At 71.5% G+C, this 21425-nt stretch carries 17 protein-coding genes; 7 read left to right on the top strand and 10 right to left on the bottom strand.

All coding sequences use genetic code 11. From position 1 onward, the window contains the following. The first annotated feature begins 115 nt into the window (after positions 1-115). Positions 116-1204, top strand: coding sequence for a DUF5671 domain-containing protein (locus CSR00_RS25270; RefSeq protein ID WP_176562262.1), 1089 nt, complete (start codon positions 116-118; stop codon positions 1202-1204). Positions 1205-1284: 80 nt separating this feature from the next. Here the strand turns inward: CSR00_RS25270 and CSR00_RS25265 are convergent, their stop codons facing one another. The 6 genes from CSR00_RS25265 to CSR00_RS25240 form a co-directional block, all read right to left on the bottom strand. After that, positions 1285-2541, bottom strand: a complete 1257-nt coding sequence (locus CSR00_RS25265) for a cytochrome P450 (protein ID WP_099025153.1) — start codon at positions 2539-2541, stop codon at positions 1285-1287. Positions 2542-2654: 113 nt separating this feature from the next. Beyond that, positions 2655-3821, bottom strand: a complete 1167-nt coding sequence (locus tag CSR00_RS25260; protein ID WP_099025152.1) for a CaiB/BaiF CoA transferase family protein — start codon at positions 3819-3821, stop codon at positions 2655-2657. A 54-nt stretch (positions 3822-3875) separates the two neighbouring features. Continuing rightward, positions 3876-5069, bottom strand: a complete 1194-nt coding sequence (locus CSR00_RS25255) for an acyl-CoA dehydrogenase family protein (RefSeq protein WP_099025151.1) — start codon at positions 5067-5069, stop codon at positions 3876-3878. 32 nt (positions 5070-5101) lie between these two features. After that, the gene (locus CSR00_RS25250; protein ID WP_099025150.1) at positions 5102-6223 is read right to left on the bottom strand and encodes a phosphotransferase; all 1122 of its coding nucleotides are present in this window, start codon (positions 6221-6223) and stop codon (positions 5102-5104) included. Between the two features lie 158 nt (positions 6224-6381). Continuing rightward, complete coding sequence (locus CSR00_RS25245; protein WP_099025149.1) at positions 6382-6843, bottom strand: VOC family protein; 462 nt, start codon at positions 6841-6843, stop codon at positions 6382-6384. Then, complete coding sequence (locus CSR00_RS25240; protein WP_099025148.1) at positions 6840-7046, bottom strand: heavy-metal-associated domain-containing protein; 207 nt, start codon at positions 7044-7046, stop codon at positions 6840-6842. The genes CSR00_RS25245 and CSR00_RS25240 overlap by 4 nt, the downstream gene beginning before the upstream one ends. Positions 7047-7150: 104 nt before the next feature. Here CSR00_RS25240 and CSR00_RS25235 point away from each other — a divergent pair, with 104 nt between their 5' ends. From CSR00_RS25235 to CSR00_RS25225, 3 genes are all read left to right on the top strand, one after another. Next, entirely contained in the window at positions 7151-7639 is a 489-nt protein-coding gene (locus CSR00_RS25235; RefSeq protein WP_099025147.1) for an Rv1352/Rv1906c domain-containing protein, read from the top strand. 80 nt (positions 7640-7719) lie between these two features. Continuing rightward, positions 7720-8916, top strand: coding sequence for an acyl-CoA dehydrogenase family protein (locus CSR00_RS25230; RefSeq protein WP_099025146.1), 1197 nt, complete (start codon positions 7720-7722; stop codon positions 8914-8916). Further along, entirely contained in the window at positions 8909-10072 is a 1164-nt protein-coding gene (locus tag CSR00_RS25225) for an acyl-CoA dehydrogenase family protein (protein ID WP_245906517.1), read from the top strand. The genes CSR00_RS25230 and CSR00_RS25225 overlap by 8 nt, the downstream gene beginning before the upstream one ends. 12 nt (positions 10073-10084) lie before the next feature. On the opposite strand, the gene CSR00_RS25220 is transcribed toward CSR00_RS25225, so the two are convergent. After that, a complete protein-coding gene (locus tag CSR00_RS25220) occupies positions 10085-11203 on the bottom strand; it encodes an FAD-dependent oxidoreductase (protein WP_099025145.1) in 1119 nt (372 codons plus the stop codon). Between the two features lie 188 nt (positions 11204-11391). Here CSR00_RS25220 and CSR00_RS25215 point away from each other — a divergent pair, with 188 nt between their 5' ends. After that, positions 11392-12210 (top strand): acyl-CoA thioesterase, encoded by an 819-nt coding sequence (locus tag CSR00_RS25215; protein WP_099025144.1) that lies wholly within the window; start codon positions 11392-11394, stop codon positions 12208-12210. A 76-nt stretch (positions 12211-12286) separates the two neighbouring features. Here the strand turns inward: CSR00_RS25215 and hrpA are convergent, their stop codons facing one another. Beyond that, positions 12287-16270: an ATP-dependent RNA helicase HrpA gene (gene hrpA, locus CSR00_RS25210; RefSeq protein WP_099025143.1), complete on the bottom strand. Its 3984-nt coding sequence runs from the start codon at positions 16268-16270 to the stop codon at positions 12287-12289. A 110-nt stretch (positions 16271-16380) separates the two neighbouring features. Further along, positions 16381-17271, bottom strand: a complete 891-nt coding sequence (locus CSR00_RS25205) for a mycobacterial-type methylenetetrahydrofolate reductase (protein ID WP_099025156.1) — start codon at positions 17269-17271, stop codon at positions 16381-16383. Positions 17272-17611: 340 nt separating this feature from the next. Here CSR00_RS25205 and CSR00_RS25200 point away from each other — a divergent pair, with 340 nt between their 5' ends. After that, entirely contained in the window at positions 17612-19075 is a 1464-nt protein-coding gene (locus tag CSR00_RS25200; RefSeq protein ID WP_407662525.1) for a protein adenylyltransferase SelO, read from the top strand. Positions 19076-19313: 238 nt separating this feature from the next. Continuing rightward, positions 19314-19661, top strand: a complete 348-nt coding sequence (locus CSR00_RS25195) for a hypothetical protein (RefSeq protein WP_099025142.1) — start codon at positions 19314-19316, stop codon at positions 19659-19661. A gap of 66 nt (positions 19662-19727) precedes the next feature. On the opposite strand, the gene CSR00_RS25190 is transcribed toward CSR00_RS25195, so the two are convergent. Further along, on the bottom strand, positions 19728-21284 hold the full coding sequence (locus CSR00_RS25190; RefSeq protein WP_099025141.1) for an AMP-binding protein: 1557 nt from the start codon (positions 21282-21284) through the stop codon (positions 19728-19730). Positions 21285-21425: the final 141 nt, after the last annotated feature.

The raw sequence follows: 21425 nt of genomic DNA, 5'->3' as shown, positions 1-21425 counted from the left end.
GTCCCCCGACGACCCCCGGACGGCATCCGCCGGTATCTGCCGGGCATTCCCGCGGTCCCCCACCCACCGTCCTATGCTCGGGGGACACGGCCCGAACACAGGTGGGTGATTCCCGATGGCGGCACGGTCCGACGAGCTCACCCGCTTCGTGCGCGAGGCGCTGCAGCATGACACGGCGCGCCCGGAGATCGAGCGGGTGCTGCTGGAGGCGGGCTGGGACCCGCAGCAGGTGCACAAGGCGCTGGCGGGGTTCGCCGACACACCGTTCCCGGTGCCGGTACCGCGGCCGGTCCCGCACGTCTCGGCGGGTGAGGCGTTCCTGTACCTCGTGCTGTTCACGGCCCTGGGCGTGACCGCCCTGTCGGTCGTGGAGTTGTTCTTCGCGTTGATCGAGTACCTGTTCTACGACCCGGCGTCCTCGTCGCCCGGGGACCGGACGGCGTGGGCCTACGACGTGCGCTGGGCCGTGGCCCGCGCCCTCATCGCCTTTCCGGTGTTCCTCATCGCCTCGTGGCTCGTGGAGCGGTCGCTGCGGCGCGACCCGGCGGAACGGGACTCCGGGGTCCGGCGCTGGCTGACCTACGCGGCGATGTTCCTGGCGGTGCTCGTCATCGTGGGGGACTTCATCACGCTGGTCGCCTACGTCCTCGCGGGCGGCACGACGGCGCGTTTCGTGCTGAAGGTGGTGGTCGTGGCGCTGGTGGCCGGGCTGATCCTGGGCTACTACCTGTGGGATCTCCGCCGCACCGAACGCGCCCGGCGGCCGGTCGCGTGGTTGTTCCTCGGGGTCGCGGGACTGGCCTGGGTGGTGGCGGTCGGGTCGGGGCTGTGGCTGATGGGATCGCCGTCGGAGCAGGCGGACCGGCGCGTCGACGAGCGGCGGTTACAGGATCTGCGCTCGCTGGCTCGTGCCGTCGACCGCTACTACGAGCAGAACTCGGCCCTGCCGCAGAGCCTGGGTGCGCTGAACACCGCGCTGCGCACGACGCTTCCCCTTCAGGATCCGGAGACCAATGCGCCCTACCGGTACGCGCGGACCGGCGACGAGATGTTCGAGCTGTGCGCGGATTTCGCGCAGCCCTCGCAGAACACCGGGGACGCCGGGAAGGTGATGCCCGACGGCCCGCTCCTCGACTCGGTGTGGGCCCACGGTGCCGGCCCGCAGTGCTTCACCCTGGATGCCGGGGACCCCGCGGGGCGCTGACGTGGGTGAATCCACCCCGATCCCGTGCCCGGCGACGAGGGGTCGGGGCGGGAGTTTCGGCGGATGCCCGACCCGCGGCATTAGCGCACGTGGGCCGGCGCCCGCTTCACGCCGTGCACGAAATTGCTGTAGAGCAGGTCCGGTTCGCCGAATTCGATGGTGGTGAGCCGCGTCAGCAGCTCCCGGAACAGGGCGCGCAGTTCCGTCTTGGCCAACCGGTTGCCCAGGCAGAAGTGCGGACCGCCGCCACCGAACCCCAGATGCGGGTTGGGTGAGCGCCGCAGGTCGAAGCGGCCCGGGTCGTCGAAGACCGCCTCGTCGCGGTTGGCCGAGCAGTAGAACAGCCCGACCTTCTCCCCGGCGGCGATCGTCTGGCCCGCGATCTCGACGTCCTCGGTGGCGAACCGGGCGAACTGCAGCACCGGGGTGGCCCAGCGGACGAATTCCTCTACGGCGGTGCCGATCCGGCCGTCGAAATCGGCCATCAGCCAGTCCCGCTGCTCGGGGTGGGCGGCCAGCGCCATCATCGCGTGGGTGGTGGTCTGCTTGGTCGTGTCGTTACCCGCCGAGGACAGCAGGATCAGGAACGCCCCGATCTGCTCATCGGTCAGCCGGTGCCCGTCGACCTCGGCGTTGACGATGCTGGTCATCAGGTCGTCGCCGGGATGGTCACGGCGAAACTTGGCCAGTTCGACCCCGGTGGAGCTCAGCAGCATCATCTCGTTGATGGTGTCCTGGGCGCGCTCCTCCAGGGAGGAGTACTCGTCGTCGCTCATGCTGAACAGCTTCTCGGCGGCCTTGGCGACCTCTTCGTGGTCGGACTCGGGCACGCCCAGCATCTTCATGATCGTCAGCATCGGCAGCCGCGCCGAGCACGCCGAAACGAAGTCGACGTCGCCGGCACCCACCAGGTCGTCGACGATGGCCACGGCACTGTCGTGGATCTGCTGCTCGATCGTGCGCAGGTGGCGCGGCGTGAACGCCGAGCTGATCAGGCTGCGGTACACGGTGTGCTCGGGCGGATCCATGGTGAGGAAGAAGCTGGCGAAGCGCTGCACCTCGGCGGGCATCGGGTCCAGCGCCACGCCCTGCGCGGAGGTGAACAACTCGGGGTGCTGACTGGCGAAGACGATGTCGGCGCGCCGGGTCAGCGCCCAGAACCCGCTCTCCTGCATGGGGAACAACGTGGACAGCGGCTGGTGCCAGGACAGGCCCTCGGCGGCACGCAACCGCGCGAAGGTGGCGTCCCGCTGGTCGAACGGCTGCTGCCAGAAGGCCTTGGAGGTGATGTCCAGCGGACTGTAGTCGCGGGCGGGCGCGGAGTCGGCAACCGTCACGGGTGCTCCCCTCGGGCTGGGATCGGGCTCAGGCCGGGCTGAGCGCGGACACGACATGCGGACACGACATAGCGTGACATTATTTGTGCAATTTGTAAACGTTGGGGTGGCCGTCAGCCACCCTCGCGGGCGCGCAGCTCGGCGAGGACCTCCTCGGTGTGCTGGCCCAACGCCGGTGCCGGCGAGCGGGGTTCGGCCGGGGTACCGAGGAAATCGGCCGGGGTCGCGATCATCGGCACGCCGGCGTCACCGTCGGGCACGTGGACCACCCCGCCCGCGGCGTGGAACTGCTCGTCGGCCAGCACGTCGTCGATGGAGTTGACCGGCGACCAGAAGAACTCCGGTTCGGCGTCGAAGATCGCCGTCCACTCCGCCAGGGTCTTCGTGGCGAACAGGGCGTCCAGCTCGGAGATCAGGGCGCCGGCGTTGACCGCGCGGTCACGCGCCGTGGCGAACCGGGGGTCGGTCATCAGGTCGGTGCGCCCCACCGCACCGCACAGCGCCGGCCAGTGCCGCTCGGCCTCCAGACCGACGATCCAGAACCGCCTCCCGTCGCCGGTGCGGTAGTTGTTCATGCAGGGGTTGCCCATGGTCTCGCGCTGCCCGAGCGCGATGGAATGACCGGTCAGCAGCAGGGTGTTGAGGTCGAAACTGGCCGTGTAGGCGCCCTGCCGGTACAGCGAGGTGGTCACCATCTGCCCCGCCCCGGTGTCCGCGCGCGAGACCAGCGCCGCGCACACCGCGGCCGCCAGCGTCATCCCCGCCGAGTGGTCCCCCATACCGCCGCGCTGAAACGGCGGCGACTCGCCGGGGCGCGAGAGCAGGTCGGCGATCCCGGCCCGGGCCCAGAACGCCGCGACGTCGTAGGCCGGGCGGTCGGCGTCCGGACCAGTCAGGCCGTAGCCGGTGATCAGCCCGTAGACCAGGCCCGGGTTGTGCCGGGACACCGTCTCGTAGTCCAGGCCCAGCCGGGCCAGCGCGGCGGGCCGGACGTTGGTGACGAAAACGTCGGCGCCGGTGAGTAGTTCCACCGCGACGGCGCGGTCGGACTCGGTGGCCAGATCCAGCACGACGCTGCGTTTGGAGCGGTTGTCCATCTCGAAGGGCGGATTGACGCCGCCGGCGCCCAGCATCCGGGCGAACATCCGCGCCGGATCGCCGGCTGGCGGCTCGATCTTGACGACGTCGGCACCCCAGTCGGCGAGGATCCCGCCGGTGGCCGGCGCGGCCACCCAGACCCCCAGCTCCACGACCCGGATACCGTTCAGCGGCCCGGCCACTGTTCCCCTTTCCGCCCGGTTGCCTGCCCTGCGCGCCGCCGCACGGCGGCCGGCTCACGAGGTTCTGGTCGACGGCGGCGCATAGCTGGGCCGCCCGAGCCCCAGGGCGTGCTGGGCGATCATATTGCGGAACACCTCCAGGGTGCCGCCGTAGATGCCGGTGGGTCCGGCCAGCCGGAAGACGTACTCGGCGGCACCGTCGTCGGCCGCACCCGCGGCGCCGGCCGGCAGGCACGCCGCCACACCGAGCAGGTCCATCACCTCCGGGGAGACCTCCCGCATGGTCTGGGCGATCGCGACGCGCCCGTAGAGTTCCGGCGTGCTCAGCGCCATCTCGGTGCGTGCGAGGCAGCGGCCGAGCCGGTAGGCCACCGCACCGTCGTCCAGGGGCCGCACGCCGCGTTCGTCGGCGGTGTCCAGGATGCCCGCGGCCCGGTCGAGCGCCTGGGCCAGCAGGACACCGTGTTCGGACATCGTCGCGAGCTTCTGCAGGCCCTGGGCGTCGGCCCCGACCGCACCGTGCTCGACGGCCAGCGCCCAGCGCATCACCGCCCAGCCGCCGTTGACCTCGCCGACGCGGTAGCGGTCGTCGACGCGGACGTCGCTGTAGTAGACGATGTTGGTGCGATCGCCGTCGACGGTGCGGATGCCCTGGATCTCGATGCCGGGGCTGTCCAGGGGCACCAGGAACATCGTCAGATTCTGGTGCTTGGGGGCCGCCGGGTCGCTGTTGGTCAGCAGGAACACGTACTGGGCGTGGTGGGCGTTGGAGGTGAACATCTTGGACCCGTTGATGATCCAGCTGTCCCCGTCACGTGCCGAGCGGGTCTTGCAGGTCGCCACGTCGGAGCCGCCCTCGGGCTCGGTGTAGCCCAGGCACAGGCGGATGCGGCCGTCGAGCACGCCGGGCAGCACCTCGTCGCGCAGCTCGTCGGAGGCCAGCGCGGCGACCATGCGGGCCACCATCGCCGTGGTGCCCCAGTGGAACCAGGGTGTGCGGGCCCGGCCGATCTCCAGGTCCCAGATGCGCCGCCGCACCGGGGTGAAACCGCCCTCATCGGCGGAGTGGAAGTCGGCGGCCAGATACCCTTTGGCGCCGAGCGCCAGGTGCACCTCCTCGTCGAAGTTGTCGCCCGTCCTGCGGTCGCGCGCGAGCACCTCGTCGGTGACGATCTCGGCCAGCAAGGCCCGCAGTTCGTCCCGGAATGCCCGATCCTCGTCACTGAGCGGCACCTCTGAGAAATCCATACGCGCTACCTCCGGTGTTCGGTACCGCCGCGCTACATCGATTCCTGCAGCGCGGCAACGGTTTCGAGATCTTCCAGGGCGGCCAGGGTGCGGTTGAGACCCTCCATCGCGATGGCGTCGTCCTGCATGCCGCCCAGGGCGGCGGTGGTCAGTGCCGAGACGAACGAGTACGGGGCCGACTGGCGGTAGCGCCACCACAGCTCGTCGCGGCCGAACTCGGGCCCGCCGTGGGCGGCCAGCGATTTCCGGTAGATCTCCAGCAGGTCGGCCTGCACGGCCTGGCGGTCGGCGGTGGTCATCGCCAGCACCACGGTGTGCGTTAGATCCCGGCTGGGGTGCCCGCGGCGCACCACCTGCCAGTCCAGCAGTCCGGCGTGACCGTCCCGGAAGAAGGTGTTTCCCGGATGGGAGTCACCGTGCAGGACGGTGTGCGGGCCGGCGTCGACGATCTCGGTGACGGCCTGGTAGTTCTCCCAGATGTAGCGCCCGGTCTCCACCGGAATCCGGGTGCGCCCGGCCAGCTTGCGCGCCGACATCCGCATCAGCGGCCCGGTGAGCACGTTGGCCGGATCGGTCGACGGCGCCCACAGCCAGCCGAATCGTCCTGCGCCGCCCTGTTTCTCGGGCAACCTGCCCCAGAAGGTGCCGTGCAGGCGGCCGAGGAACTCCACCAGCAACGCCATGTGATCCTTGTCCAACGGGTGCAGGGTGTCGGGGAATTCGCACTCCGAACCGGTCATGTCCTCCAACACGACGACGTAACGCCCGGTCACCGGGTCGAAGGCCGAGCCGTAGGAGCGGGGCACCCCCTCCCCCAGGTCGGCGGCCAGCTCCCGGTAGAAGCGCGACTCGGTCTCGCCGAGGCGGGCGAGTTCACCGAGCATCCGGGTGGCCGCGGAGGCCGCGGAGACCTTGACGAACACCGAGTCGGGGACACCGTCGCCGGTCAGCGCCAGCCGGGCCCGCGAGGAGGTGCCGTTCTGGCCGTCGAGCACCGCCACGGTGGACACCGGGCGGCCGATGATGCGCGACAGGGTGGCGGCATCCAGGTCCTCGACCCGGCGGGGATGCGCCCGGCGGGAACCCAGGGCGGCGTCGACGGCGAGCCGGCGCGCGCCGCGGCCGAGATGCCTGCCGAATCGCAGGACCGGCATCGGGCCGGCCGATACGCGTGCCACTGTCACCGCCTCTCCGCGCGGCCGCTCGGGCCGCCGAACGCAGCTTTACACGGTGTCCGGATATTGTAAAGATGCGCCGCGGGGTCCAGCGCGGGTTCATGCCGGACGGCCCGGAAACGTTCAGAACCCTGCGATCAGGACCCTGCCATCGACCTCAGGAAACCCGGCCAGTCGCCGAACATCGACCGTTCGACGATCTCGATGCGCACCCCGAGCAGGTCCCGGTAGTAGGCGAAGGTGGGCGTCGCGCCGCCGGCGCGGACCTCCAGGCTGTACCCGGCGCGCTCCAGGCGCTCACCGGTGGCCTCCACATCGTCGGCCCAGAAGCCGAGGTGGTGCACGGCGTTGCCGGGCGCACTGGTCCATACCGTGCCGGGCACCTCCTGGACCACCTCCAGGTGCGGCGCGTCCAGCGAGTACACCAGCCGGAACGGCATGTCCATGGGGCCCGCGGCGGTGACCACCGGCACGGTGTAGGCCATCGGCGTGGTCCAGCGGTAGCCGCCGACGGCGGTCAGCCGTTCGATCGCGGTGTCGAGATCGGCGACGACGATGCCGGCGTGGTACTGGTCGGCCGGATCCAGCGGGGGGGTCATCCGGCCAGCCCGTAGCCGGCCTCTTCGACCGCGGCCCTGATGTCGGCCTCGGCGACCGGGGCGTCGCTGGCGATGGTGACCGTTCCCGCACCGAGGTCGACGTCGACACCGGTGACGCCCGGGATGGCGCCGACCTCCTGCCGGATCGCGGAGACACAGTGGCCACAGGTCATACCGACGACGGTGACGCTCACACTGGACATGGAGACTCCTCCTCGAGTTGACCGATGTTCTTTCGATACCCCTCCAGGGTATCCACCGATCGCGGGCGCAAACCACCGGCCCACGCGCGCTACCCTAGATGGTTATGAGGTCTAAGTGGTTGACATCGGCCGCACTGGCGGCGGTGCTCACGGCCGGAAACCTCACCGCAGCCGTGGCACACGCCGACCCGTCCGGGGAGCCCGCACCGCCGGCACCGACACCGACATCCGCACCGGCACCGGCACCGGGCGAGGCGCCGCCTCCCGGCCCCGCCCCGGGCCCTCCCCAGATCGCCGAGAACGGCTCCTACGTGGTGGGCACCGACATCATGCCCGGCACCTACGAGTCGGCGGGCCCGATCGAGGGCGGCGTCTGCTACTGGAAGCGCACCAACGGTGACACCATCGTCGACAGCGCGATGACCAAGAAGCCCCAGGTGGTCCAGATCGCCGCCGACGACACCGGCTTCACCACCCGCGACTGCCAGCCCTGGGTGCCCAGCTCCTGCACCCAGAACTGCGGCCCGCCGCAGGGCGATGCGCTGGCCATCCTCGGGCAGCTCGGGGCCTTCATCGCCACTCATCCCGGCTGAGCGGGGGCAACGGCGGATCATCCGTGAGCCAGGTCACCCCCGCGCGAAGTTGACGGGTGTCCATTTTCTATCGTTGCCCCATGAGCAACGACGCTGACCCGGACCGGGTCGCCGACCTCGCGCGCGGGGTCGTGGCCGACCACGACCCCAGGACCGTTCCGATCCAGGAATTCCTCGGCGCCTGCTACGACGCGGGCCTGTCCTGGGTGCACTTCCCCGAGGGCATGGGCGGCCTCGGGCTGTCCCGCGGGCTGCAGGTCGTCGCCGACCGGATCCTGCAGGGTGCCGGCGGCCCGGTGCCGCTGGGGCTGAACCCGATGGGCTACGGGATGGCCGCGCCCACCGTGCGCGAGCACGCGCAGTCCGACGAGCTCAAGCGCTCCTGGCTGCGGCCGCTGGCCACCACCGAGGACATCTGGTGCCAGCTGTTCTCCGAGCCCGGAGCCGGCTCGGACCTGGCGGGGCTGGCCACCTCCGCGGTCCCCGACGGTGACGACTGGGTGGTCAACGGCCAGAAGGTGTGGACCAGCCTGGCGCACCGGGCGCGCTGGGGCCTGCTGCTCGCCCGCACCAATCCCGACCTGCCCAAACACAAGGGACTGACGTATTTCGTCCTCGACATGCACGCCGAGGGCGTGCAGACACGTCCGCTGCGCCAGATGACCGGTCAGGCCGAGTTCAACGAGGTCTACATCACCGATGCCCGGATTCCCGACGCGCATCGGCTCGGCGGGATCGGCGACGGCTGGCGGGTCGCCATGACCACACTGATGAACGAGCGCAGCGCGCTGGGCGGAAGCGGAAACCGGCGCGGGTCGGGCACGATCGCCGACGCCGTCGCGCTGTGGGCCGACCGCCCCGACCTGCACACCCCGGTGCTGCGGGACCGGCTGACCCAGCTGTGGTTGCGCTCGGAGGCGCAGCGACTGACCTCCGAACGGTCCCGGGCGACGGCCACCGTCGGCGGTCCCGGACCGGAGGCCTCGATCGGCAAACTCGTCGGCGCCGAACTCAACCAACAGATCTACGAGTGGTGCATGGACCTGCTGGGACCCGAGGGCACCCTCTACCGCGGCTATCGCCTGGACGGCGGCGACGACTCCGCGAGCGACTGGCGCGGCCCGGTGCAACAGCGGTTCCTGCGCAGCCGCGCCAACACCATCGAGGGCGGAACCTCGGAGGTGATGCGCAACATCCTCGGCGAGCGGGTGCTGGGCCTGCCCGGTGACCTGCGTGCCGATGCCGGCATGCCGTGGAAGGAGATCCCCCGTGGCTGAGTTCGCTTTCACCGACGAACAGCGGGCACTGCGCGACGCGGTGCGCCAGTTCTGCACCGCCCACCTCGGCGAGCAGGCCGCCCGCGCGCAGATGGACGCCGATCCCCCCTTCGACCCGCGGATCTGGGCGCGGCTCGGGGCCGAGCTGGGCGTGCTGGGACTGTCGGTGCCCGACTCCGACGGCGGGGCCGGCGGCACGCTGGTCGACCAGGCCGTCGCGGTCGAGGAGCTCGGCGCCGCGCTGGCCTGCGGTCCGCTCGTCGGGACGGTGTACCTGGCGATCCCGGCGCTCGTCGCCGCACCGGACGGACCCGTACGCGCCGAACTGCTGTCCGCCCTGGTCGAGGGCCGGCGCACCGCGGCGCTGGCCGTGGCCGACCGGGCCGGGCGTTTCGACCCCGCCGCCGTCACCGTCACGGCGAAGGCCTCCGGTTCGGAGGTGACGGTGACCGGGGTCGCCGAGCGGGTGGTCGACGGCGGCGCCGACGACCTGCTGGTCGCCGCCCACGGCGACGCGGGCACCGCGCTCTACGCCGTGGCCGGCGATGCGGCCGGCGTGCAACGCACCGTGCTGCAGACCCTGGACCAGACCCGGCCGCAGGCGACGCTGCGTTTCGACGGCGCTCCGGCGCGGCTGGTGGCCGGCCCCGACGAGGCCGGGCGCGTCATCGGGCACGCACTGCAGGTGGGGGCGGCGCTGCTGGCCGCCGAGCAGGTCGGGGCCGGACAGCACCTGCTCGACCTGGCCGTCGAGTACGCCAGGTCGCGGCTGCAGTTCGGCCGCCCGATCGGGTCGTTCCAGGCGGTCAAGCACAAGCTGGCAGACCTGCTGGTGGAGATCGAGCACGCCCGCTCGGCGGCCTACCACGCGGCGTGGGCGCTGACCGAGGGCACCGACGACCCGGCGCTGGCCACCGCCATCGCCCAGGCGGTGGCGTCGGCCGCGTTGACCCGCATCGCCAAGGACACCATTCAGGTCCTCGGCGGCATCGGCTTCACCTGGGAGCACCAGGCGCACCTGTATTTCAAGCGCGCCAGCACCGACGCCGCCCTGCTGGGCAGCGCCGAACAGCATCGTGACCGGGTGGCCGCCCTGGTGCTCGACACCGCGGCGGCGGACCGGGTCCCGCCCGTGGCCACCGGCACACCGTCCTGACCCGGGAACCGCTCAGAGCGGCCGGTTCGGCCGGATGCCCCGGTAGATGCCGCGGCGCACGATCCACGGCCGCAGTACCCGGTCGATCGACCAGGCGGGGAACCGGAACGCCCGGCCGCCCGGGCTGAACACCTCCAGACCGTCGCGCTGCGGGCCGAGCACCGACCCCCACCGACGCTGCGGCGCATGGAATTCCCGCAGCGGCGTGCCGGCGAACCCGGCACGGATGTTGTGGGCGAGCAGACCGTCGGCGCGGTTACGCGCCGAGCTGCGCAGCGGATCGGTGGCCGCGACGTCGCCGATGGCGAACACCCCGGGCTGCCCGGGTACCCGCAGGTCCGGTCCCACGCGGACGAAGCCGTGCTCGTCGAGCAGACACGCCGGCAGCCAGTCGGTGTTGGGCCGCACCCGCCCGATCGCCCACAGCACCGCGTCGGCCCCGGCCTCGGGCTGTCCGGTGCTGAAGTGCACCGGCCCGGCGGTGATCTCGTCGGTGCCGAAACCGTCCGGGACCATCGCCCGGTGGCCGGGATGCAGGCGGACACCGGCCTCGGCGAGCCGGGTCTCGATGCGCGCCCGGGTGCGCCGGTGATGGGCGGGCAGCGGGTGCGCGCCGGGGAAATACAGGTCGACCCGCTTGCCGGGCCAGGTGGTCGCGATGTTGACCGCGCTGCTCACCGCGGCCGCACCACCACCGAGCACGAGCACCGAGTCGGCGGCCGCCAGCCGGCGGTGGCCGGCGCGCAACTCGTCACCGATCTCGGCGGCCGTCTGCACCGCGGGCTGCCGCCAGAACCCGTTGGTGACGCCGGTGGAGATGACCAGCACGTCGTAGGGCTCGTCGACCGTGTGCTCACCACACCGGACGGCCACACTCCGCGCCGCCAGGTCGACCCCGGTCAGCGCGCCGTGCACGGTGCGCACCGCGTCCAGGCCGCGGAACCGGTCGAAGGGGATCCAGTAGTCCCGGGCCCATTCGGCCGGGCGGGACAGCCGCATCCCCAGCTCCTGGCCGCTGAGCAGGCCCGGCTTGGTCGAGATGCCCACCACGTCGGCATGGCCGGCCAACCGGATCGCGGTGAGCGTTCCGCTGTCGCCCAGCCCGGCGACCAGCACGCGGGGCCGGCTCACCGGGACACCCGCGTCCTCGGCCGCCGCGCCGTTGCGGCCGGCGCCCCACAGCGCGTGTGCGTCATCGCGTCAGTATCCCCAGTGCATCCCCAGAGCATCCCCGGAGTATCCCCGGATGCATCCCCGGAGCGGCCGCCGGCGACGGCACCCGAATGAGGAGGGCGCTCGATGTACCGTACGGTCTATTCATGCCCGCGCATCCCTTCGACACCGCGATCACCCTGGAACCGCTCGAGTCGGGCCGTCGGGCCGGGCACACCCGCCCCGAATGGGCCAACATGGTCGGGCCCTTCGGCGGGATCACCGCGGCCGCCCTGCTGCGCGCCGCCGAGGAACATCCGCAGCGGCAGGGCGACCCACTGGCGCTCACCGTCAACTTCCTGGCCCCGATCGCCGAGGGGTCCTTCGAGATCTCGGCCCGGCCGGCGCGCACCAACCGCACCAATCAGCACTGGGTGCTCGAGCTCGCCCAGGACGACGAGCCCAGGGCCACGGCCACCGCGGTGCTCGGAGTCACCCGCGAGAGCTGGTCGGACACCGAGACCACGGCACCGGTGGTGCCGGCGCCGGAGCAGCTGCCGAGCCGCGTCGCCGCCGGCGACCCGGCCAAGATGATCAGGTGGCTGCGCAACTACGACCTGCGCGTCGTCACCGGTCCGATGCCCACCAACGGCGACGGCCCGGGGCCCTCGTCGACCACGACGCTGTGGGCGCGCGACGCCTCCGGCCGGAGGCTCGACCATGCCGGCCTGGCGGCGATGTGCGACGTGTTCTATCCGCGGGTGTTCCTGCGGCGGGGCGGGTTCGTGCCCGCCGGCACCATCTCGGTGACGATGTACTTTCACGCCAGCCGCGACGAACTGCATGCCCAGGGTGATGACTTCGTCCTGTGCACCGCCCACGCCAACCGGTTCTCCGGCGGATACTTCGACCAGTCCGCCCGGCTGTGGTCACGCTCGGGTGCGTTGCTGGCCACCACGCATCAACTGGTCTACTTCAAGGGCTGACGGGGACACCCCCGGGCGGGTGCCGTCGGGCCGCGACGCCCCGGACGCACGCCGGGGTCGCGGCGCCCGGGGGGACTCACCCGGTGATCGCGCCGATGGCGTCGATGGCACGGTGGATGCGCTGCTCGCTGACCGGCCGTGGGGTGCCGAGCTGCTGGGCCCACAGGCTGACCCGCAACTCCTCGATCTGGCGGGCGATGTCGCGCACGTCCTCGGCACGCGCACGTGCCGGCGCGATCGACTGCAGCAGTTCGTCGTAGGCGGCCTGCACGGTGTGCACCCGCTGCATCCGCTCGCCGTCGGCCGCCGGGGCCTGGGGTAGCCGGTCCAGGCGCCGCGCGGCGGCGGTGAGGTAGCGCGTCAGATCGCTCAGATGCCCCGCACCCGTGGCCGCCACGAAGCCGGTGGGAAGCAACGCGGCCAGCTGGGCCCGGACGTCGGCGACCGCGTCGGCCTGCGCCGGCACCGGTCGTTCCGGCAGCGCCATCTGCACCGACCGCAGTGCGTCGAGGACCGGCCCGATCCGCGCCACGATCTCACGCGTGGTGGCCGGCAGCCGCGCCGCGACGCGTTCGCGCAGCGCGTCGAACTCCGCACGCGACCACACCGGGGTGGGCGCCAGCAGATCGACCGCGGCGTCGGCGCAGTCCTCCAGCAGCGCCACCAGCGAGCCGTCCGGGTTGGCGCCCAACGCCAGGCGTGTGCGTGGGTCCAGTTGGCGCTCCAGCGCTTTGACCGGGGACGGGGTCGACACCCGCAGCAGGCGCCGGGTGCCGGGGCGCATCGCCGCGGCCTGTTCGAGCGGCGTCGGGAACACCCGGATGTCCACCGTGGCGCCGGCGTCGACCAGCGCGGCGAACCCGCGCACGGTGTGACCGCCGGTGGCGCTTTCCACCGTGCGCGGCAGTTCGTCGAGGTCCTCGGGCCAGCCACGAAGACCGGTACGCTCCACCCCGTCGGCGACCGCCTGCGCGACGGCGCGGCGTGTGGTGGGTGCCAGTTTCTCCTGCAGCGCCTCGAGGTCCTTGCCCCGCGCGATCTCGCTGCCGTCGGCGTTCTCCACGGCGAAGGTCACCCGCAGGTGGGCCGGGAGCTTGGCCAGGTCGAACGCGGTCAGCGGCACCAGCACACCGGAGCGGCGGCGCAACTCGCGCTGCAGGGCCGGCAGCAGCGGCTCGCGGCCGGGGTCGAGCGTGGTCAACACCGCACGCGCGGTGTCCGGCGCGGGAACGAAGTTGCGGCGCAGATCTTTCGGCAACGACCGGATGAGGGCGGTGATCAGCTCCTCACGCAGGGCGGGAACCTGCCAGGCGAACGCGTCACCACCGAGACGGGTCAGCACCTCGACGGGCACGTGCACGGTGACACCGTCGTCGGCGGCGCCCGGTTCGAAGCGGTAGGTCAGCGGCAGTGCCAGATCCTCGGCGCGCCAGGTGTCGGGGTGCTCGTCGGAGTCGTCACGGCGCAGCAGGTCGTCCCTGGTGAACGTGAGCAGCCCGGGTGTCTTGTGCCGCTGTTTGCGCCACCAGGCGTCGAAGTGGCGACCCGAGACGATGTCGGCGGGAATCCTGCTGTCGTAGAGGGCGTAGATCTCCTCGTCACCGACGAGCAGGTCGCGCCGCCGGGCGCGCTCCTCGAGCTCGGCGAGTTCGGTGCGCAGCCGCGCGTTGTCCCGCAGGAAGTGGTGACGGCTCTGCCAGTCCCCCTCGACCAGGGCGTGGCGGATGAACAGTTCCCGCGCGAGCACCGGGTCGGTCTGGGCGTATCCCACCCGGCGGCGCGGGATCAGCGGCAGGCCGTAGAGCGTGACGCGCTCGTAGGCCATCACGGCCGCGCGCTTGGCGTCCCAGTGCGGTTCGCTGTAGCTGCGCGCCACGAGATGCCCGGCGATCCGCTCGATGGACTCGGGGTCGACCCGGGCGCCGATCCGGCCGAAGAGCCGGCTGGTCTCGACGAGTTCGGCGACCACGATCCACTGCGGCGGCCGCTTGGTCAGCACCGATCCCGGCGCCAGGACGAAGCGGGAATTACGGGCGCCCAGATACTCTCGCGATTCCCGCTCGCGCATGCCGATATGGGACAGCAGCCCGGCCGTCAGCGCGGCGTGGACCCGCGCCGCCGGCGCCGCGCCGTCCCCGGCGTCATCACCCCGGCCCTCCTCCCGAATCCCCAGGTCCCCGGCGATACTGCGCAGCTGGCCCACCAGGTCCTGCCATTCGCGGATCCGCAGGTAGTGCAGGAACTCCTCACGGCACATCCTTCGGAACGCGCTGCCGGACAGCGCCTTGCGCTGCTCGCCCAGGTAGTTCCACAGGTTGAGGAAGGAGACGAAATCGGAGTGCTCGTCGGCGAACCGGGCATGCTTGGCGCGGGCGGCCTCCTCCCGGTCGGTGGGACGCTCCCGCGGGTCCGGGATCGACAACGCCGCGGCGAGCACCAGGATCTCGCGGACACAGCCCTCGTCGGCGGCGGCCAGGATCATCCGGCCCAGCCGCGGATCCACCGGCAGGCGAGCCAGCCGGCGGCCCACCTCGGTGATCGCCCCCTGGTTGTCGACGGCGCCGAGCTCGGCCAGCACCTGCACACCGTCGCGCACGCTGCGCCGCTCCGGCGGGTCCAGGAACGGGAACTTCTCGATGTCCCCCAGGTCGAGGGCGGCCATCTGCAGGATCACCGCGGCGAGGTTGGTCCGCAGGATCTCCGGGTCGGTGTAGCGCGGCCGGGCGGCGAAATCGTCCTCGGAGTACAGCCGGATGCACACGCCCGGCGCGGTGCGGCCCGACCGGCCCGACCGCTGCGCCGCCGAGGCCTGCGAGATCGGCTCGATCGGCAGCCGCTGCACCTTGGTGCGGCGGCTGTACCGCGAGATCCGGGCGGTGCCCGGATCCACCACGTAGCGAATGCCCGGAACCGTCAGCGAGGTTTCGGCGACGTTGGTGGCCAGCACCACCCGCCGGCCCAATTGGCCGCGGTGGCCCCCGGTGTGCGGCGCGAACACCCGCTGCTGTTCGGCGGTCGGCAGGCGGGCGTAGAGCGGCAGCACCTCCGCGGAGGGGAAGGCGCCGCGTACCGCCTCGGCGGTGTCCCGGATCTCCCGCTCGCCGGACAGGAAGACCAGAATGTCGCCGGGTGGTTCGGCCTGCAGTTCGGTGATCGCGTCGACGATGGCTTCGGTCTGGTCGCGGATCTCGGTGCGGACGATGTCGTGGTCGGGGTCGTCGGGATCGTCGGTGTCATCGGGATCGTTGCTGCCGCGGCCGGCGGGCACTTCTTCGACGATGGTCTGCTCCAGCGGCCGGTAGCGGATCTCGACGGGGTAGGTGCGGCCGGAGACCTCGACGATGGGCGCGGGTGCGAAGTGCGCCGCGAACCGCTCGGGTTCGATGGTCGCCGAGGTCACGATCACCTTCAGGTCGGGCCGGCGCGGCAGCAGCTCGCGCAGATAGCCGAGCAGGAAGTCGATGTTGAGGCTGCGCTCGTGGGCCTCGTCGAGGATCAGCGTGTCGTAGCGCAGCAGCCGCCGGTCGCGTTGGATCTCGGCGAGCAGGATGCCGTCGGTCATCAGTCTGACCAGGGTGCGATCGCTGGCTCGGTCGGTGAAGCGCACGGTGTAGCCGACGGCGTCACCCAGCGGGGTGTCCAGTTCGTCGGCGATGCGCTGGGCCACGGTGCGCGCGGCCAGCCGACGCGGCTGGGTGTGCCCGATGGTGCCGCGGATGCCGCGCCCCAGTTCCAGGCAGATCTTGGGCAACTGGGTGGTCTTGCCGGAGCCGGTCTCGCCGGCGACGATGACGACCTGATGGTTCCGGATGGCCTCGGCGATCTCGGACCGCCGCTCGCTGACCGGCAGATCGGGGTAGTCGATGGCCGGAACGGCGGCCGCGCGGGCGGCGACGACGGCCTCGGCGGCGGTGATCTGCTCGGTGAGCTGCGCCAGCTTTCCCGGTTCGGGCGCCCGCAGGTTCTTCAGGCGCCGGCGCAGCCGGGTGGCGTCGCGGATGGTCAGACCGTCAAGCCGGGCGCGCAGCTCACGCACCTGGTCGATCTGCGTCTCGGACACCGCGACCAGGATAGGCGGGACCGGACCGGCCGCGGCGGGTCAGTACCCGATCCGGGCCCAGATCCGGGCCCAGATCCGTGGCCGGATCCGGGCCCAGAAACGTGGCCCGGTCAATCCAGGGGGGACCAGTAGTCGAGCATCTCGGCGAGCGTCCCGAAGGCCGCCTTGTTGACGCCGTAGGTCGCCTCGAAGTGGATGCTGAGCGGGAAACCGAGCTCACCGATTCCGTCGATGACCCGCTTGTACAGGTCGAGCATGAGTTCGCGCCGCGGCCCCGGCTCGGCGGCTGCCAACTGCCTGACGAACTCCTGCTCCTCGGCCACCGCGGCGTTGCCCGGGTCCTGGATGAGCCAGTTGATCAGGCCGATCCTCGTCTCCACCGCGGGCACGAACCCGAACGAGAGCAGGATCTCGGGCCGGTGATCGGTCTCCTCGGCCAACTCGGTGAGGAACCCCACGATGGCATCGGAGTAGAGCAGCTGGGTCATCCCATAGGTGGCGCCGCGGTCACACTTGAAGCGGAACCGGCCCTGCTCGCTGTCGCGGGTCGGGATGAGGATGGCACCGCGGTTGGGCACCAGCTCGGAGTACATCGCCAGGGCGTCGGTGGGCGCCACGCCGGAACCCTCGCCGTCGCTCATCGTGCGGGGCACCCCGACGAACGCGATCCCCTCGATGCCCGAGTCCGTGAGGGTGGCCAGCCGCTGCCGCAGGGTGGGCTCGTCCATGAAGGCCGTCACCTGGGTGCACAGGCCGTGCACGCCCGGCAACTCCGGTTTGATGATCGACCAGAAGTCCAGGACGTCCATCTTGGGCTTCATCTCGACCGGGCGACCGTCGTCCTCCTCGATCATCCCCGGCATCATGACGTGGCGGATCTTGCCCTCCAGCCCCGCCGATGCCGAGCATTCGAGCACCTTGTGGGCGTCCTCGAGTGCCTGTTCGGTGCCGCGCTCCACATTCGGCGGTACGAGTTCGAGCGCGACCGTATTGAGTGCCACGAATTGCTCCTGGTTCGTCGTGCGGTGTTCGTGCCGTGTTCGTCGTCCGGTGTTCGTCATACGGCGCGTCGTGCAGTCCTCATCGTGCACCGGCTCAACCTGCGCCGTCTCCGCTGCGCCGGCGGGGGCCAGCGCACCCACCCCCGGCGGCATGAGCCCGGGGTCCCCCTTCCCCGAAGCGCCCCGGCGGATCGCCCTCGCCGGCCTCGTGGTGCCGGCGCCGGTGCGGTCGTCGGGAGCGACGCTTGGACGACACGATATCGAAGCCGCGCCGCCGGCGGCCGGGCGAGTGCACCCGCTCCCGGGGCCGGCCGGCCCGCGCCGGTCTCCGTAGGCTGGAGTGGTGAGCGCCGCGACGACCGTTCGACTCGACGACCGCTTCGCCCGCGACCTGCCCGAACTGGCCGTGCCCTGGCAGGCCGCGGACGTGCCCGGTCCGCGGCTGCTGGTTCTCAACGAACGGTTGGCCGGCGAGCTGGGCCTGGACCCCGACTGGCTGCGCACCGATTCCGGTCTCGGCCTCCTGACCGGCACGTCCGTTCCCGAGGGCAGCACCCCGGTCGCGCAGGCCTACGCCGGCCACCAGTTCGGCGGTTTCGTCCCGCGGCTGGGTGACGGGCGCGCACTGCTGCTCGGTGAGTTGAGCAGCGGTCACGACCTGCACCTGAAGGGCTCCGGGCGCACCCCGTTCGCCCGCGGGGGTGACGGCCTGGCCGCGGTCGCCCCGATGCTGCGCGAGTACGTCATCAGCGAGGCGATGCACGCGCTGGGCGTCCCCACCACTCGGTCGCTGGCGGTCGTGGCCACCGGGGCACGGGTGCGGCGGGAGACCGTCCTCGACGGCGCGGTGCTGGCCAGGGTCGCCGCCAGCCACCTGCGGGTCGGCAGCTTCGAGTACGCCGCGAGCACCCGCGACACCGAGTTGCTGCGCCGCCTGGCCGACCACGCGATCGCGCGGCACCACCCCGGCGCCCGCGAGGCCGACAACCCCTACCGCGCCCTGTTCGAGGCGGTCGCGGCCGCCCAGGCCGAGCTGGTGGCCCGCTGGATGCTGGTCGGCTTCGTGCACGGGGTGATGAACACCGACAACATGACGATCTCCGGCGAGACCATCGACTACGGGCCCTGCGCCTTCATGGACACCTACGATCCGGCCACGGTGTTCAGTTCGATCGACCAGGGTGGCCGGTACGCCTACGGCAATCAGCCCAAGGTCGCCGAATGGAACCTGGCCCGCTTCGCGGAATGCCTGTTGCCGTTGTTCGCCGAGGATCAGGACGACGCGGTCACCCAGGCGGTGGAGTCGCTGGGCGGTTTCCGGGTGCGCTACGCCGAGGTCCTCGTGGCGGGTTTCCACGCCAAGCTGGGTCTGCCCGCCGGGACCGACGGTTCGGGCACCGCCACCACCCCCGACACCGTCGTGCCCGACACCCTGGATCTGCTGGAACGCCACCGGATCGACTTCACCCTGTTCTTCCGCCGGCTCGGCGCGGCCGCCCGCGGCGACGACGGCCCGGTACTCGAGTTGTTCACCGACACCGCCGATGTCGAGGTGTGGCTGCGGCGCTGGCACGCCCTGGAGCCCGACGCGGCCGGAATGGACGAGGTCAATCCGGTCTACATCCCGCGCAACCACCTGGTCGAGGAGGCACTCGGCGCCGCCACCGACGGCGATCTGGGGCCGGTGCGCGCGCTGCTGACCGTGCTCGCCGAGCCGTACCGGCAGCGCGACGGCCTGCAGCGCTACGCCGAGCCCGCACCGGCCGACTTCACCGGCAGCTACCGGACCTTCTGCGGCACCTGAGACCCGCATCGCACCCAGCTGGCCAGACAGTTAGCCGACACGGCATCCCCGCTCGCAAACCGGGAATAAAACGGCGTCCGCGGGCCGTCCGAGTTCGCCCCCACGGCGTGTTAACAACAAGTTACTGCCACGCGGCGACCAATTACTGCCACCGGAATTAAACCCCTGACCAGCCCGTTTAACCAGACAGATCGGATGCAGGGGCACCAGCACCGATCACCACAGCACAGAGAACCGCGTGACCAGCTCCACGGCTCCGACCACCAACCAAGGGAAGAGCACCCACACCATGAAGCACATCGGATTTGCCGGCATCCTCGCCGCCGCCCTCAGCGCCGCCGTCATCGGCATCGCCGGACCGGCCGGAGCCGCCGAAACCACCCAAACCGCCGACGACGTCGTCGCCAGCCTCCAAGACCAGGGCTACCACGTCCACATCAACAACCCCGACAACATCCCCCTGGACCAGGCCCAGGTCAGCGACATCCGCCGCGGCAACACCATCACCGAATGGACCCGCGACAACCCCCGCGACCGGATGATCAAAAAAGAGCTCTACACCAACGTCTACGTCGACGTGAAATAACACCCACACCCACGAGGGGCGCCCCCACCGGGCGCCCCTCGTCGGTGTCCGGGCCACCGATCGCAGCTACCCGGCCGCTTCGGCACCGACGGCGCGCCGTGCGAGTTCGCGGACCCGGTCCTTGGCGATCTTGCCGTTGGTGGTCATCGGAAGCCGCTCGACCACCAGCACGTGGCGCGGCCGCTTGAAACCCGACATCTGCTCCCGGACGTGACGACCGAGGGTCTCGACGTCCGGGCGGCGACCCTCGACCGGAACCACGACGGCGCAGACGGCCTCGCCCCAGTACTGGTCGGGCACTCCCACGACGGCCGCCATCTCGACGTCGGGATGGGTCGACAGCGCGTCCTCGACCTCGCGGGAGGACACGTTCTCACCGCCGGTGATGATGACATCCTTGGACCGGTCCACGATGGTCAGCAGACCGTCCTCGCCGAGATACCCGATGTCGCCGGCGTGCAGCCAACCGTCGACGAGGGCGGCCGCACTCGCCCCGGCGTCGCGCCAGTATCCCGTCATCACCTGCGCGCCGCGCACCACCACCTCGCCGGTCTCGTCCGGGCCGAGCCGGCGCCCGGTCGGGTCGACGACGCCGACCTCGACCGCGCTGTGTGGGCGGCCCGCCGAACGCAGCAGCGCGGCATCACCGGCGGCTCCGGCACGATGCTCGGCCGGGCCCAGAAACGTGACGTTGCCGCCGGTTTCGGTCATGCCGTAGCCCTGGTGAAAGTCCACGCCAAGTCGCGCGGTGGCGCGCCGGATGAGGTCCGCCGGGATCGCCGCCGACCCGTAGGCAATCTCGCGCAGCGACGGCATTCGCTCGCCGGTCGACTCCACGTGGGCCAGCAGCGCGTGCAACATGGTGGGCGCCAGGGAGCAGGAGCGCACCCCGTACTCGTTGACGGCGTCAATGAACTCGGCGGGCCGAAACCGGCTGGGCAGCAACACCGTCGAACCGGTCGCGTGCCGGACCAGCACGTTGTAGCCCGCGATGTGGCACATCGGGAAGGGGAACAGGTACACGTCACCGGCGGGCACGCTGCGTCCCTCGACGGTGCCCTCGACCCCGGCGATCAACGAACGGTGCGTGTGCACCGCGCCCTTCGGCTGCCCGGTGGATCCACTGGTGAACACCAGCCAGGCCGGGTCGTCGCCCTGCACCACCGGCCCGCACCCCACCGGCCCACACCCCACCGGCCCGGAGACGACCCGGTCCCAGGCCGGTGTGTCGAGTCCGATGGTGGTGAGCGTGGGCGGCAGCGCGCCGCGGTCCTCGAGGGCCTCGAGGTAGCGGCTGTCCCCCAGCAGAATTCGCGGCTCGCTGATGGCGAGAAGCGCGCGTTGCTCGGCCGGGGCGAGACGCTGGTTGACGGGGACCAGCACCCGGCCGGCGCGCGGGACGCCGTAGTAGAGCTGTGCATAGGGCAGGCCGTTGTCGGCGACGACGGCGACCCGGTCGCCGGGCGCACTGCATCCGGTGAGCCACCGGGCCACCGCCGCGCTCTGGCGGTCCAGCTCGGCAAAGGTGGCCACAGGACCATCGGGGCTGATGACGGCCGGACGGTCCGGATGGCTGCGGGCGGCCCCGAGCAGATCGTGCAGAAGTTGTGGCCTGCCAGTCACAGCACTCCCGGAGGTTCGTCGTTGCGCGCGATTCTAGGCGTGCTCGCGTCGTAGTCTCGACGGGTGCACCCGCCCGCCTCCGGGCCCGCCGCAGGGCCTGTCTCTTACGCACCTCTCCGAGCCCCCGAGACCGAGGCCGAC

The organism is Mycolicibacterium palauense, assembly GCF_002592005.1.
GTDB lineage: Bacteria > Actinomycetota > Actinomycetes > Mycobacteriales > Mycobacteriaceae > Mycobacterium > Mycobacterium palauense.
Note: the sequence above shows the minus strand (reverse complement) of the source record. Positions and strands in the feature narration are given on the sequence as shown.

Bases quoted from the DNA above. Each gene is read 5' to 3' on its own strand.
- CSR00_RS25250 (WP_099025150.1), bottom strand. From the start codon at position 6,223: ATGCCGGTCCTGCGATTCGGCAGGCATCTCGGCCGCGGCGCGCGCCGG.
- CSR00_RS25235 (WP_099025147.1), top strand. From the start codon at position 7,151: ATGAGGTCTAAGTGGTTGACATCGGCCGCACTGGCGGCGGTGCTCACG.
- CSR00_RS25270 (WP_176562262.1), top strand. From the start codon at position 116: ATGGCGGCACGGTCCGACGAGCTCACCCGCTTCGTGCGCGAGGCGCTG.
- CSR00_RS25255 (WP_099025151.1), bottom strand. From the start codon at position 5,069: ATGGATTTCTCAGAGGTGCCGCTCAGTGACGAGGATCGGGCATTCCGG.
- CSR00_RS25245 (WP_099025149.1), bottom strand. From the start codon at position 6,843: ATGACCCCCCCGCTGGATCCGGCCGACCAGTACCACGCCGGCATCGTC.
- CSR00_RS25230 (WP_099025146.1), top strand. From the start codon at position 7,720: ATGAGCAACGACGCTGACCCGGACCGGGTCGCCGACCTCGCGCGCGGG.
- CSR00_RS25240 (WP_099025148.1), bottom strand. From the start codon at position 7,046: ATGTCCAGTGTGAGCGTCACCGTCGTCGGTATGACCTGTGGCCACTGT.
- CSR00_RS25215 (WP_099025144.1), top strand. From the start codon at position 11,392: ATGCCCGCGCATCCCTTCGACACCGCGATCACCCTGGAACCGCTCGAG.